This window comes from Thermosyntropha lipolytica DSM 11003 (assembly GCF_900129805.1).
GTDB classification, from domain to species: domain Bacteria; phylum Bacillota; class Syntrophomonadia; order Syntrophomonadales; family Syntrophomonadaceae; genus Thermosyntropha; species Thermosyntropha lipolytica.
This window is the reverse complement of sequence record NZ_FQWY01000012.1, coordinates 41,944-55,939: the sequence shown is the minus strand read 5'-3', so window position 1 is coordinate 55,939 and position 13,996 is coordinate 41,944. Positions and strand designations below refer to the sequence as shown.

The window sequence follows — 13,996 nt, the reverse complement described above, 5'->3', positions numbered from 1 at the left end:
CTGGAGGTTGATATGGAGATGAAAAAAACTAAAGGTTTTAAAAAAATATTAGCAGGTGTTGATAAGGCTAATTTTAAAGTTTTATTTATCGCAGGGCTTCTTTTTCTGTTTGCTACCGGTTTTTTTATGGTAAATGTTAATGATGTAGCAGCAAATGAAAAAGTAGTAGCAGGTAATAAGGTGGTAGTGTTTAAAATTGAGGATTTCAATTATTACTTAGTTGACCTTGATAATGACAAAGTTGACACAGTCCGTATGGATACCGCACCAAAGATTTATCCTCCCGGTAGAACTTTTGTACCAGTTAGATTTTTAGGCAATGCACTGGGAGTAGATGATAACAATATAACATGGCAGGCTAATACCCAGACTGCTATATTGAAAGGCAATAAAACTTTAAAATTACAGATAGGTAATAAGACTATGTATAGCAATGATAAGCCCGTCCAGATGGACGTAGCACCCCTCATTCAACATCCTGGCAGAACGATGTTACCTGCCAGATATGTTGCAGAGGGGTTGGGCTACATCGTTGAATGGGACGCCAGGAACCAGATGGTTATAGCCTATCCCGAAGGACAACCGAAGCCTGATGTAAATAAAATCAAAGAAATAATAGAGCAGAAAATTAAGGAACAGCATGAACAGCTTTTACAGGGTGATGGGTATTATAACGATGAATTGAAGCGTAATGTCAGAGGGTTTGTTTTATTCGAGGAAGGACAGAGATATGGTCATATGGCACTTGATAAACATATAAAGATTGACCCTTCCGGCAGAATAGTGGCAGACTTACCTAGAGCACCCAAAGGGACTAGATGGTATTTAGATGTGAATTACACGGTTAAAGAGAATGGAGAGGAAAGGACATACTGGAAGCCATTTGAGGAAAAATACGGTACAAGTTATTTTGAAGGTGGTCATTACGAAATTCAGATGGTAAAACCGCTTAATCAGATTATTGAAGGTTATTTACATGTTGGTCTAATCGCTGATGGTAGGTCGGCTACTAATGGTCGCGTAGTCTTATACCTGCATACTGGACAGAGATATGACCGAAAATAAGGGGGTAAGATTTATGCGGAAGGTACTATCATTAGTCTTGCTTGTATCTTTAATTTTTGGGTTTATTTACTGCCCAGCACCAAAACCTGTATTTGCCAGTAGTTTAAAGCAAATAGACTTCTCCGCTCCCAAGCCTGATGGCGAGCCTTTAGGTAGTTCTATGAGTTTCCCTATGTTTGAATTCTGGCATTATTCTGGAGGTTACTGGAAAGCAGGATTAGCTGGCGGGGACGCTATTTTATGGGATAAAGATGTAGCTAAAGCTATTAATGATACGGGCGAAATACCCTACCAGAAAACAATCAAAAATCAAGTTCCCTTACCGCAGGCGGTAAAGGACTATCTGAAACAGGGAGGCAGACCAGAAAGCATAAAATTGTGGTTTGAGTTTTTAGGTGGTGTAGAACCAGAAGAAATATTTGTAGATGGAAAAGTAAGTTATAGAGTAACAAATGATTATGTAGAGATACAGCTTTAGCTATATTTGGAGATGAGAAGGAGAACAAGGGGTATTAAAAAACAGGTGTATAGGATTTAGTTTATATGTTATATAATTGAAGACATGAAAAAGTATGTCCTTTCTTTGGATTGTTTTTGGGGTGTTTAGTTAACAATACCATAAAGGGATATACTTTTTCTATTTTTCTATTTACTCTTGCTTAAGCAGGGTTAAAAGCTATCGTGCAGCAATTTCGTTCTTCTTTTGTGTCGTTCTAAAACGACACAAAAGAACCGTCCCCTTGTGTCTGCTGGTCTACTTTTGTTTCCTGTAATCTTTCCTAAGCCCTTTTCCCCCTGTAAACTCAGCAGGAATAGACGAAGTTTCCGGAATAGAGTACTGCAAAGCCCCGGAAGGGCAGTTATCGATATTGCGCATAATAGCTACCGGATCAGCTCCTTTAAGATTTACCCAGGGCCTTTTCTCAGGAGCAAAAACCTCGGGAAGGTTTACGAAGCAGTTGGTATCATGTATGCATTTATCCGGATACCAGTAAACTATAAGGTCAGAACTCACATATTCGCGCATATTGCCAGTCCCTGCTTCCTCTTTACCCTCTCTAATATCGCTAAAAATAGGTAGAAAAATATTGGGGATATTTTTTCTCTTTTCCTGTATGGCCTCTACTAACCGTTCAGCAAAAGCTTCTGCTTCTTTAAGTTTTGCCCCATCAGGTTTTAACCTTACCCTCAATCCCGGTACTACATGCATACGCAGGGTAAGCAGCCTCTTTTCAATATTCAAAACTGCTTCTCCGCTCCAGCCATAAGAACCAAAAGCTGCTGCTACCAGCTGCTGATGTACCACCGGTGACAAACGGCTCAGGAAATCCCAGACCACAGAAGGAGCATCCTTGTTGATGGTAGGAGAACCTATAAGCAAAGCACAGGCATCTTCTAGATCTGCCAAAATTCTGGCATATTCAACACTTTCCAGATCATAACATCTTATCTCAAAATCGCCCAACCGGCTCATAGTTTCTATAATCTTATCCTTAAGCAAAGTGGTATAACCGTAGGCACTTGCATATACTATGACTATTTTAGGAATCTCCCTTGCCGGCAAAGGTTCAGACCATTTACGGTAAAGTTCAATATATCTTTGCGGCTCTTTCCTCAATAAAGGCCCGTGAGCAGGACATATCATCTCGATTTCTAAACCTTCCAGCTTGGTCATGGTGGCATAAACCTGCTTTTTAAACGGATGCATTATCTTGTCATAATAATAGGCAAAATCATGCATAAAGCTGTCTCCTATAATATCATCAAAAAGCCTCTCATCTGCATAGTGGCTGCCGAAGGAATCACCAGAAAAAAGTATTTTTTCTTCTTTTAAATAGCTGTATATGTTATCCGGCCAGTGCAGAAGAAGAGCACTTATAAAATGAAGGGTCTTTCCTCCCAAATCAAGCTCTTTTCCATTGCCTACCCGTTTATATTTAAAATCACGGTTTAATATTTCATGTAAAAATTCAACTGTATTGGGATGAGCAACTACTGTCATTTCGGGGTTAAGTTCAAGGATTTTTTCTACGGCTCCGGCATGATCAGGTTCAGCATGTTGCAACACCAGATAGTCTATGTTTTCAATCGGCATAATAGCCTTTATCCGCTCTATAAACTCATCGGCAAATTTAGCTTTAACAGTGTCAATAAGAGCATTTTTTTCTCCCCGCACTAGATAGGCATTATAACTGCTTCCGTTTTCGGTTCGCATTATAATATCAAAGGTCCTGAGTTCAGGATCCTGCACCCCTACCCAGTAAACATCCGGCCTTATCTCTACTGCCTGCATTTTCCCCTCTCCCTTGTACATTTTTACAATAAAATACCATACTTTTTCAGTTTGCGATAGACAGTATTGCGTGATACCTGCATTTCCTGAGCTACCCGGGTGATATTACCGCCATGCTTGGCCAGCAAACTTAAAAGTACGCGGTATTCTTCTCCTTCCCGATTTCTTTTATGCCTTTGTCTCTCCTGCTCTACTGAAAGCATGGGCTTTAAATCATAAAGTGTTCCCATCGTTTTTCCTATCTTCCTTTCCAGGGGAAAGCCTGTTATCTCTTCCGGCAGATGGGAAACAGTTATCCTTTCTCCACCGGTTATATTCAAAATTCTCTCTACTACATTATGCAGTTCCCGCACATTGCCGGGCCAGCTGTAACTGGAAAGATAAGCGAAAACCTCCTTATCTACCTCGGGCACTTTAATACCTATTTTTTTACTCATATCTTCTAAAAAATGGTAAAAAAGCAGAGGAATATCGGCTATCCTTTCTCTTAAAGGAGGAAGTATAATAGATATGACATTAAGCCTGTAATACAGGTCCTGTCTGAAGTTTCCCTTCATAACTTCTTGATAAAGATCCTTGTTGGTTGCACATATTATGCGTACATCAACGGGAATAACCTTATCATCACCTAAACGGGTAATCTCTTTTTCCTGAATAGCTCTTAAAAGGGCAACCTGTTTCCCCAAAGGCATCTCACCAATCTCGTCTAAAAAAAGGGTTCCTCCCGAAGCCAGTTCGAACTTTCCCGGCCTTCCCCCTTTGCAGGCACCAGTGAAGGCTCCTTCCACATAGCCAAAAAGCTCACTGCCCAGAAGTTCCCGGGGTATAGCACCACAGTTTACAGCTATAAAAGGTTCATTACAGCGTGAACTGGCATTATGTATAGCCTGGGCAAAAAGCTCTTTGCCTGTTCCGCTTTCACCTTGTAAAAGAATATTGCTGTTCGTATTAGCTGCCATGCGGGCAATTTTAACTGCTTCCAAAAACCTGGGATCTTTGCCTATAATATCCTCAAAGGAAAAAGTAGCATGGGCCCCGCTGAACCTGTTTACCAGCTTTTTTATCCTTTTTACCGGATTTATTATCATAAGCGTACCGGTTATCTCGCCTTTTTCATTGCGAACCATAATAGTGGAGGCAATGCAATTTATGTCTTCATGAGAATTCTTCACCGTAACTTCTATATCACTGTGCTCGCGCATTTCCCCCTTTTCCAGAGCATCGGCTACCTCGCGAGGAAAAGTGATTAAATCGCCAATAAAACTTCCTTTAAGGGCTGAGCTACCTTTTTTAAAAATCTTCTCCGCAGCAGGATTGGCATGTCCTATCCTTCCATCCCTTTCCAGAAATATTACCCCATCAGACATATTAATAAAGACATCCTGCATCTGTTTATTGACCACTTTAAGTTCCCAGTTCTTTTTTTCTATCCTCATATTAGACATAATAGCTTCCGCTGTAGCTACTACCATGCCTAAGGTATGTATATGGGTCAGGGCAGAAGGCCCGGAAATATCTAAAACCCCGATAAGTTCGCCATTTTCCCCTCTGATCGGTGCTCCTGAACAGGTCCAGCCGTGCAGAAAAGAACAGTAATGTTCCGGTCCAGAAACCTGCAGAGGTTTTCCCATTTTTATAACTGTCCCTATAGCATTAGTACCAGCAAACTCTTCTGCCCAGCAGGTACCTGGAACTAAAAGCTCATCTATCTTCGATATAATATCGCTATCCCCTAGCGCTTCCAGTATATATCCATTTTCATCGGTTAAAACCACGATAAATCCTGAACCAGCTACCAGTGCATAAAGCTTTTGCATTAAAGGAACAGCCAGTTTTAAAAGCCCGGCTTTTTTCTTTTTTATACTTTCTATCTTTTCACGGCTGATAAGCGGCAGGGTATGTTCACTAACAGGATCAACCTTATTTTTATAGCATCTTAGCCAGGATTCCCCGATTTCCTTGCGCACTTTGGCGACATCTAATTGGCCTGTCAGAATAAAATTTTCCCAGGCTTTCCTTACTTCTTCCATTATTATTCCCTCCTTAAATCCTGCCTTCAGGATTTAAAAAGCAAGCCCTAATTTAAATGATAACATAAAAAGCCAGCCTTATTGTAAGGCCGGCTTGGGAAATGGTTCTAAATTTTAAAACTATTACTAATCGAAAAATTTCTTGGCAAATTGCCTCTCTATCTCAACCCGAGAAATTTTTCAACCTGCCTGCCAGGTTTTGGGAACGGCAAGCTTCACAAAGAGCAGGCAAAGAAATCCCCGTCTTACGTTCCACCAGAGCTATCTGCTCTTCCGTGGCATAAGCTTTACCACAGTGCTGACATAAAACCAGATTAAAAACTTTGTTCCATATAATTCTTTGCCCGTTTTCTTCTTTCATCTCTATAGCTCCAGTAGGGCATACCTCATAACAGGCAGCACAGCCGATACATTCCTCAGCAGCTTCTTCATAAGGAGTGCTTATTTTCTTGTCAATTCCCCGCCAAACAGCAGCTAAAACCGAACTCCCCATCAGTTTACAGGCATTAACACAAAGACGGCAAAGTATGCATTTTTCATTGTCTAATCCCGGTAAATCCAGAGGCTCTACTCCATATTGTCCTGCTAAATCCTGTATATAATCACTCCCCTTTGCCCGGCTGGCCAAAAGCCTTATTATGTTTTTTCTAACTTTATCGATCTTGGCGGAAAAAGTAACAATCTTCAAACCTTCTTGTACCGGATAAGTGCAGGAGGCTACCATGCGCCTATTCCCATTTTCATCCTCCAGTTCTACCATACACATGCGGCATACCCCCTGCCCTTTAAAAGCCGGATGATAACACAAAGTAGGTATAAATATATTTTCCCGGCGACACACCTCTAAAATAGTCTCTCCAGGATAAGCACTGACTTCCCTGCCATCAATTATCAGCTTCAACTCCCAACGCCTCCTCTACTTTACCTTAACCGCTCTAAAACGGCAGCTGCGATAACACTCACCACACCGTATGCATTTATCCTGCTGGATGATATGCGCTTTTTTAGCTTCACCGGTAATAGCATCAACCGGACAATTTTTCTGGCAAAGAGTGCAACCGGTACACAGCTCAGCATCAATTTCAAAAACGGTCAGCTCAGGGCATACTCCGGCTGGACATCGTCTATCAATAATATGGGCTACATATTCATCTTGGAAATATTTGAGGGTAGATAAAACAGGATTGGGTGCCGTACGCCCCAGGGCACAAAGCGAGGCTTCCTGCATCACTTCAGAAATTTCCTGTAAGAGCTCTAAATCTTCCATTTTTCCTTCTCCCTTTACTATACGGGTAAGTATAGCCAGAAGAGCTCTTAAGCCTTCCCGGCAGGGAGTACATTTGCCACATGATTCAACAGCTAAAAAGTTAGTATAGTAACGGGCCACTTCTACCATACAGGTAGTATCATCCATGACAATAATGCCCCCTGAGCCCATCATAGATCCTTCCCGGGTAAGGGTATCAAAATCTATCTCTAAATCTAAAAGCTGGGCAGGTATACAGCCTCCGGAAGGCCCGCCTGTCTGTACAGCTTTAAACTGCCGGCCATTCGGTATACCTCCACCTATTTCATAAATTATTTCCCGTAGGGTTATGCCCATAGGCACTTCTACTAACCCGGTATTTACCACTTTGCCTACCAGAGAAAAAACCTTGGTCCCCTTACTTCCTTCCGTCCCCAAAGAAGCAAATTTTTCCCCGCCTTCCAGTATAATTACCGGTATATTAGCCCAGGTTTCCACATTATTGATAACTGTAGGCTGTCCCCATAATCCGCTTTCGGTAGGAAAAATATACTTATCACGAGGTTCGCCTGGGAAACCCTCAATGGACTTTATCAGTGCGGTTTCCTCACCACATACAAAAGCTCCCCCGCCCCTTACCAGCTCTATATCAAACGAAAGGGAACTTCCCAAAATATTTTTCCCTAAAAATCCACATCGGCGTGCATCTAAAATAGCCTGGGTCAAATGTTTGACAGCCAGGTCATATTCATCTCTTACATAAATGAAGCCTTTTTCAGCCTGCAGTACATAAGCACATATAAGCATCCCTTCAATGATAGTATGCGGATCTCCTTCCATTATGCTGCGGTCCATAAAGGCTCCCGGATCTCCTTCATCTCCGTTGCAGATAATATATTTGGGGAAACGGGGTACTTTTTTACAAGCCTGCCACTTGCGCCCGGTCGGAAAACCTCCTCCCCCTCTTCCTCTTAAGCCCGATTTAATAACTTCTTCCAGGACTTCATCAGGCGTCATATACTTCAAGGCTTTTTCCAAAGCCTTATAGCCATCCCTCTCTATATAATCATCTATCGAAGCTGGATCTATTTCCCCGATATTGCGCAAAGCTATTTTTTTCTGTTTGCGATAAAAATCAGTCTGATGCAAAGATACTAAAAACTCTTTGGTTTGGGGATCGCGATACAAAAGCCGCTTTATCTTTTCCCCTCGCAGCAAAGTTTTTTCTATTATCTCATCTACATCTTCTGCCTTCACCTGACAGTAGGTAATATCCTCAGGCATAATCTTTACCAGCGGTCCTTTTTCACACCATCCATTACATCCCGTAGCCTTTAATACTGGTACCACTTCAAAATTCTTATTTCCTCTAAGTTTTTCCTCCAAACGAGCCAAAACTTGCCGCGCCCCGTTAGCTGTACAACCTGTTCCGCAACACACCATTATTTTGGTACAGCCTTTTTCCTTAACATTGTTTTCCTTCATCAGCCCAGCCTCCATATTCCTTGATAATTCTCTCTATATCTGCAGGGGTAACCTTACCATAAACCTTCTCATTTATCACCATTACCGGAGCTAGAGCACAGGCTCCCAGACAATTTACGGTTTCCAGAGAAAAACTGCCATCCCGGGTAGTCTCCCCCGGCCTTATCTGCAAATATTTATAAATCTGCTCTACCAGGGTTTCCGCACCTTTTATATGACAGGCAGTTCCATCACAAACCTTTATTATATAACGCCCTTTAGGTTTGAGGCTGAAGGCCTTATAAAAAGAAGCCATAGCATATACCTGACTAAACGGAACCCCCGTATAGCTAGCCAGCATTTTAAGCCCTTGCGGTGGGAGATAATTAAACCTCTTCTGCATATCCTGCATAATAGCAAGGATATAACGCGGTTCCGGTGCATAATGGTCTAATATTTCTTTACATGCTTTTTCTATAGCAGTTGCATCTATAATCTCCGGCATAAAAATCCTCCTCAAATAAAGTTGTAAAAAGCATAACAAAGAAGCCTTCCCAGAAGAGACAATCCCCCCTAACAGGAAAGGCTTCTTTTATGCCCACGGCAAACTTAACCTTAAGCTAAGCCTAATTCTTTAAGTTTTTCTTCGGTAGGTACTCCGTTTTCATCCCAACCGCGCACTTGGTAATAAATCGGCAGCATAATATCCAGCTTAACTACATTTCCGGCATGAGGCCCGCCCTTCATCGGCTCCTTAAGCAGTCTTTCCGGCAGGGTATCATCTTTCTTGCTGAAGCCTGCCTTAAGGTTAAAAAGCCGTTCCAGATTCCAGATACGCTCACCGGCTTTTAAGTATTCTTCATCACTTATATTAAGTCCGGTAGCCGTTCTGAGCTGCTCGGCGATTTCGGGAAGACCGATGCCAAAAGTTGTAAACAGGCAAATCCCTGCTGAATCAACCAGGGCGGTCAAATCCTGGAACAGCTTAAGCAGTTCTGGTTTGCCTTCAGTAGCATCAGGATCGACCTTTTCCGGTACTCCTAAAACCTCAGGCGAAGTCATATAGCCTCTTACATGACATCCTCCCCGGTTAGAGGTAGCATATTCCAGGCCGATCCCCTGCTGTCCCCGGGGATCATAAGCAGGAAGCTCCTGTTTTTTAACCGTCATAGAAAATTCCGGATGTCCATATTTTTCAGCCAGGCGATAAGAACCTTCTGCCAGTTCATCGCCAAAACCTTCCCGGTAGGCTGTCTTTCTTACCATCTCCACCAGCATAGCTCCGTCGCCCCAGTTCAAATCAGCCTTATCCCGGGGAATAATGCCCTTTTGTACCATCTCTACGGCACAGGCTAAAGTTCCTCCCATGGTTATAGGATCAAGGCCTAGTTCATTACAGAGAAAATTAGCTTTACTTATGGCCTCAAAATCATCAATTCCCAGATTAGCTCCAAAAGCCCAGGTAGCTTCATATTCCGGTCCTTCCCCCAAGCTCTTGAAAGGCCCTTCCTTGATGCGGGTAACCCGCCCACAAGCTATAGAACAGCCAAAACATCCTTTATTGCGTACCAGATATTTTTCCGCCTGGTATTCTCCTGATATCTTCTCCGCATTAGGAAATACAGCTGCCTCGCTGAAGTTCTTAACGGGAAGTCCACCATGCTCATTGAGAATATTTATAAGCACATTGGTACCATAAGCGGCAAGACCACTGCCGGTTACCGGATGTTCTTTCAGTTTCTTTCTGGCATCCAGGGCGGCATTTTTAAATCCTTCGCGATCTGCTACTTTGATTCCTCCCGTTCCCCTTACCGCTATGGCCTTAAGCTGTTTAAAACCTAATACCGCACCTACACCGGAGCGTCCAGCTGCTCTATTATACTCATTCATTATGCAGGCAAATTTGACCAGATTTTCTCCTGCCGGCCCTATACAAGCTACTTTAGCTTCTTCATCCGTTTCTCCCTTTATCGTATCAACCGTAGTTACCACATCAGCCCCCCACAGGTGAGATGCACTCCTCAATTCTACATGTTCATCATTTATCCAGAGGTACACAGGCTCTTTAGCTTTACCTTCGATAATTACGCCATCATAACCGGCATATTTTAATTCTGGCCCAAAACTTCCTCCTGAATTGGAAGCAGCAATAGTACCGTTTAAAACCCCTTTGGTAACTACATTATAACGGCTACCCGAACTGGCCAGGGTACCAGTCAAAGGTCCCGTCATAAATATAACCTTATTCTCTTCACTTAAAGGTTCTACCTTCGGATCTACTTCATCACAGAAAATCTTGGTCCCCAATCCGCGCGCTCCTATATAGTTGTGCAGCAGCTCAGGATTAAGGTCTTCCTTAGTGATGGTACCTGATGTAAGATTAACCCTTAAAACTTTTCCCATCCATCCGTACATCTTTACCTTACCTCCTCTAAAACTTCTTTAATCTTAGCTGCTGCCGCCCGTTTCTTGCTGCCTACCGCCGGATTTAAACTGCTAAAACTCAAAGCTTCTCCCCGGCACATTTTTACACAAGCTGGATCTCCTCCACATAAATCACACTTGATAATCTGGTTAGCCCGTTCATCATAAAAAGTGGCACCAAAAGGACAAGCTATCATACACATCTTGCAGCGGATGCATATTTCATGATTTACTTCCATGGCTCCTGTAGATGCATTGCGAGATATAGCTCCTGTCGGACACACCATCATACAAGGAGCCGGGCTGCACTGCTGGCATACTGCCGGGTAGAAAAAACCTTCTTTTTCAAAGCTCACTACACTTATGCGGGAACGCAAAGGATTAAACTCCCCGGTGTGCAAAAAAGAACAGGTAAGTTCGCAGGTACGACAGCCAGTACATTTTTCTGGTTGTACATAAAGTATTTTTCCCATACTCCTCCTGTCCTACCCCAAGGCAAGACAGTTTACTCCCTCCCTTACTCTTTTTTATAACCCTCTTTATCGAGGCTAATAGGTCCGCACCTATTTTCAAAATATGATCTATTGCAAATTTTATGCCAATAAAAAAAGGCGCTAAAAGCGCCTTAAAACCGGCATTTATCATCACCGCTGTGTAACATAACTGCTACACTATTGTCATTATATTAACACTGATGTTACACATATGTAGCAAAGCTTTACCATGCTAAAATCTCGGTTTCCATATCTAAAAGGTCAATTAAAAAAAACTTGTTGCGCAAAAGTTCTCCCCGTCCCAGTATAATCTTAACTGCTTCCGCTACTTGTATAGAAGCTATAATTGCCGGTACAAAGGATAAAACCCCTTCTTTTTCTTCTACTCCCTTTTCCTTGCCCGCTAAATGGCAAATCTTATCCAGAGTATTTTCCCCCGGAAACTGGGTTCCTACCTGTCCATACCAGCCTGCTACCATGCCGTAAACTAAAGGCAGCTTTTTGGCCCGGCACCAGCCTGCAAGCTCCCGTCTGTCCTTCAGGTTATCCAGAGCATCAATTACTACGGTGTAATCCCCCCTATCATCAGTCCAAAAATCCTGAAATCTTCCTTTAAACCCATAAAACTCCACTTCCGGGTTAATATCTCTTAAAGCTTCCTCAATAACCTCCACCTTGCTTCTTCCTAGAGAAGAAAGCCCGGAAAAAAGCTGGCGATTGAGGTTATGTTCAGCAAAAACATCAGGATCAAAAGCCGTAATCCTTCTTACTCCCAGACGGGCCAAATGAGAAATCACATATCCCCCCAGGCCTCCACAGCCGACTACAGCAACATGGGCCTTAAATATTCTTTCCTGTTCTTCCTCCGTTATAGCTTCTATATTGCGTATATACCTCAAAAGCAGCCTGGTTCCTGGCATCCTAACCACCTCCTACCAGGGGAAAAATAGACAGAACATCCCCCTCTTTAAGCTCAGCATCCAGGGAAGCATCTTTACCGTTTATAAAAACTATTCCCAGCTCCTTTAAAGGTATTTTCAGCTCCTCAATGACATCCCGGACTCTGGTTCCTTCTGGATACTCAAACACTGCTTCCTTAAAGCGTCCCTTGCGGAAAGTAGCAAAAAGCTTAACTTTTACCTGCATCCCTTTCCCTCCTTATTCATATAAAATTATAAACCCCTCATAAGCAGGTATCCAGCCCTGAATATTCTAATTTATTCGCCGTTTTTTCTACCCAAAAAAGAAGATTCATTTCGTCAGTCTAAACATAGCTTCTTTTTCCCAGATCACAGAGGGAAATCTATCTTTGCCTCTCCTCTTTCCATATTACCCATCCAGCCATGACCGATTCCTTCACAGCTTAGGTTGCAGATAATACAAAACCTGAAATCAGCATTATAAATCTTTGAGGGTAGCAGAAGGGCCTTTATTCAATATGCATTCAATAAGCTCGGCTTCACCGCACATACCAAGTATGTGCTGTTCTTTATCTACTACTACTACCAGGGTATATTCTTCCGGCTTTAAAGTACTTAAAATTTTTTTTATTTCCGTATCAGGATAGCTCACCAGCTGCCGGCTTTTCATAAAACCTTTACCGGCAAGCTCCCTTTTCTTGTTCACCAAAAAACGCATAAAAGCATAATTTAAAAGCCATTTCTCCCTTTGGGCTCCCCAAAATAAAAACCCTCCTATCACGGCATAATTAACCCCTCTTAAATCCCCATAAACCATACAGTATCCTCCGCAAACCATCAGTAAAAAAGCCAAAAAAACTCCGGAAAAAGCAGCCGCCTGTGTCGCCTTTCTATAACCCAGCAACCTTGACAAGAAAGCTCTTAAAATCCGTCCCCCATCTAAAGGCAGAGCAGGCAGCATATTAAAAGCTGCCAGCAGTAAATTAACCTTTACGAAATAATGCAGGTTTTTACCGGTAAGAAAATAAAAGACGACTGCAGTAAATAAACTGGCTGCCGGCCCTGCCAGAGCAACATATATCTCTCTATCCGGATGCAGGCCGGTAAAATCTTCAATTTTAGCCTGCCCGCCAAAAGGAAAAAACTCTACTTCCCATACCTTAACCCCTATAGTTCGGGCTACAAAAATGTGCCCCAGCTCATGCACCAGTACGGCAGCTGCTACCATCAGCATTTCCTGACCCCACCCTAGCAATATGCAAATAAGGCATAAGGCCAGAACCAAAAAATTAACCTTTAAGCTGATATTACCAAATCTTCCAATTTTCATCTACTCGATAATGCTTTCCGGATTTATCGGCCCCTCTTCATCCCTGATTTCCAGATATAAAAAGTCAGTGCTTTTGCCCAAAATATCGTCTTTATCTACTTTATCCCCTTTCTGCACTAAAATCTCTTTCAATCCTCCATATAAGGAAAAAAAGGCATCATCATGTCTTAGCAGTAAATATCTTCCCTTATCGTTTTCTCCTATTTCCTCTACTATCCCTTTCATTACAGGTTTTACCGGAGAATTATTTTTTACTTTGCATTTTATTCCCGGTGAAAATTCCTGCCTCTTACTTTTTTCATTCCAGTACCAGCCATAAGGTTTTTCTACATATAAAAAATCACAGGGCTTTTGCCACTTTATCGTATCCGCAGAGGCAGGTAAAACTTCATCTTCGTGTTCCTTACCCTGCAATAATGAGATAATCTTATCTTCTACCCCGTAATCTCTTAATATGTATCTTAAGGCCGGCTCTACTACTTTCTGGCTACTATGCCCTGATTGCAAAGATAAGCTAGCAAATATAGCCAGAAGCAAAGCCAACAACATCCGCCACCGGAAACTTCCTAACACTTCCCTTCCCCCTTTAATCAGGACATACTTTTTTACATAAATATAAAAACCGGGCTTTATTTATTACTCTTATTTTTATACCCGATACAAAAATATTTTGATTTAAATATCTTGTTATTGTAATATATAATTAAGCATAAAGCATACATCTTAAGAG

General features: G+C 42.1%; 13 protein-coding genes. 2 read left to right on the top strand and 11 right to left on the bottom strand.

The window, feature by feature from the left end; genetic code table 11:
- Together BUB92_RS04930 and BUB92_RS04925 are read left to right on the top strand one after the other, a co-directional pair.
- A partial coding sequence (locus BUB92_RS04930) for a copper amine oxidase N-terminal domain-containing protein (RefSeq protein ID WP_143156864.1) occupies window positions 1–1,065 on the top strand: 1,065 nt, incomplete at its 5' end.
- A gap of 13 nt (window positions 1,066–1,078) precedes the next feature.
- On the top strand, window positions 1,079–1,543 hold the full coding sequence (locus BUB92_RS04925; RefSeq protein WP_073090877.1) for a hypothetical protein: 465 nt from the start codon (window positions 1,079–1,081) through the stop codon (window positions 1,541–1,543).
- Window positions 1,544–1,819: 276 nt separating this feature from the next.
- Here BUB92_RS04925 and BUB92_RS04920 read toward each other — a convergent pair whose 3' ends face one another.
- The 11 genes from BUB92_RS04920 to BUB92_RS04870 form a co-directional block, all read right to left on the bottom strand.
- A complete protein-coding gene (locus tag BUB92_RS04920; RefSeq protein ID WP_073090874.1) occupies window positions 1,820–3,358 on the bottom strand; it encodes an oxygen-binding di-iron domain-containing protein in 1,539 nt (512 codons plus the stop codon).
- Window positions 3,359–3,381: 23 nt separating this feature from the next.
- Window positions 3,382–5,388 (bottom strand): sigma-54-dependent Fis family transcriptional regulator, encoded by a 2,007-nt coding sequence (locus BUB92_RS04915; RefSeq protein WP_073090872.1) that lies wholly within the window; start codon window positions 5,386–5,388, stop codon window positions 3,382–3,384.
- A 163-nt stretch (window positions 5,389–5,551) separates the two neighbouring features.
- Window positions 5,552–6,289 (bottom strand): 2Fe-2S iron-sulfur cluster-binding protein, encoded by a 738-nt coding sequence (locus BUB92_RS04910; protein WP_073090870.1) that lies wholly within the window; start codon window positions 6,287–6,289, stop codon window positions 5,552–5,554.
- A gap of 15 nt (window positions 6,290–6,304) precedes the next feature.
- Complete coding sequence (locus BUB92_RS04905) at window positions 6,305–8,119, bottom strand: NADH-ubiquinone oxidoreductase-F iron-sulfur binding region domain-containing protein (RefSeq protein ID WP_073090867.1); 1,815 nt, start codon at window positions 8,117–8,119, stop codon at window positions 6,305–6,307.
- Complete coding sequence (gene nuoE, locus BUB92_RS04900; protein WP_073090865.1) at window positions 8,100–8,603, bottom strand: NADH-quinone oxidoreductase subunit NuoE; 504 nt, start codon at window positions 8,601–8,603, stop codon at window positions 8,100–8,102. Before nuoE ends, BUB92_RS04905 begins: the two co-directional genes overlap by 20 nt.
- 110 nt (window positions 8,604–8,713) lie before the next feature.
- Complete coding sequence (locus BUB92_RS04895; RefSeq protein WP_073090863.1) at window positions 8,714–10,513, bottom strand: aldehyde ferredoxin oxidoreductase family protein; 1,800 nt, start codon at window positions 10,511–10,513, stop codon at window positions 8,714–8,716.
- Between the two features lie 2 nt (window positions 10,514–10,515).
- Complete coding sequence (locus BUB92_RS04890) at window positions 10,516–10,995, bottom strand: 4Fe-4S dicluster domain-containing protein (protein ID WP_073090860.1); 480 nt, start codon at window positions 10,993–10,995, stop codon at window positions 10,516–10,518.
- Window positions 10,996–11,240: 245 nt separating this feature from the next.
- Window positions 11,241–11,936 (bottom strand): HesA/MoeB/ThiF family protein, encoded by a 696-nt coding sequence (locus BUB92_RS04885; RefSeq protein ID WP_073090858.1) that lies wholly within the window; start codon window positions 11,934–11,936, stop codon window positions 11,241–11,243.
- Between the two features lies 1 nt (window position 11,937).
- Complete coding sequence (locus BUB92_RS04880; protein ID WP_073090856.1) at window positions 11,938–12,162, bottom strand: MoaD/ThiS family protein; 225 nt, start codon at window positions 12,160–12,162, stop codon at window positions 11,938–11,940.
- Window positions 12,163–12,414: 252 nt separating this feature from the next.
- Window positions 12,415–13,170, bottom strand: a complete 756-nt coding sequence (locus BUB92_RS04875) for a M50 family metallopeptidase (protein ID WP_159432306.1) — start codon at window positions 13,168–13,170, stop codon at window positions 12,415–12,417.
- Between the two features lie 96 nt (window positions 13,171–13,266).
- Entirely contained in the window at window positions 13,267–13,839 is a 573-nt protein-coding gene (locus BUB92_RS04870) for a M23 family metallopeptidase (RefSeq protein WP_073090851.1), read from the bottom strand.
- Window positions 13,840–13,996: the final 157 nt, after the last annotated feature.

Coding starts and splice junctions, on each gene's coding strand:
- BUB92_RS04925 (WP_073090877.1), top strand. CDS start 1,079: ATGCGGAAGGTACTATCATTAGTCTTGCTTGTATCTTTAATTTTTGGG.
- BUB92_RS04920 (WP_073090874.1), bottom strand. CDS start 3,358: ATGCAGGCAGTAGAGATAAGGCCGGATGTTTACTGGGTAGGGGTGCAG.
- BUB92_RS04915 (WP_073090872.1), bottom strand. CDS start 5,388: ATGGAAGAAGTAAGGAAAGCCTGGGAAAATTTTATTCTGACAGGCCAA.
- BUB92_RS04905 (WP_073090867.1), bottom strand. CDS start 8,119: ATGAAGGAAAACAATGTTAAGGAAAAAGGCTGTACCAAAATAATGGTG.
- nuoE (WP_073090865.1), bottom strand. CDS start 8,603: ATGCCGGAGATTATAGATGCAACTGCTATAGAAAAAGCATGTAAAGAA.
- BUB92_RS04895 (WP_073090863.1), bottom strand. CDS start 10,513: ATGTACGGATGGATGGGAAAAGTTTTAAGGGTTAATCTTACATCAGGT.
- BUB92_RS04890 (WP_073090860.1), bottom strand. CDS start 10,995: ATGGGAAAAATACTTTATGTACAACCAGAAAAATGTACTGGCTGTCGT.
- BUB92_RS04885 (WP_073090858.1), bottom strand. CDS start 11,936: ATGCCAGGAACCAGGCTGCTTTTGAGGTATATACGCAATATAGAAGCT.
- BUB92_RS04880 (WP_073090856.1), bottom strand. CDS start 12,162: ATGCAGGTAAAAGTTAAGCTTTTTGCTACTTTCCGCAAGGGACGCTTT.
- BUB92_RS04875 (WP_159432306.1), bottom strand. CDS start 13,170: ATGCTGATGGTAGCAGCTGCCGTACTGGTGCATGAGCTGGGGCACATT.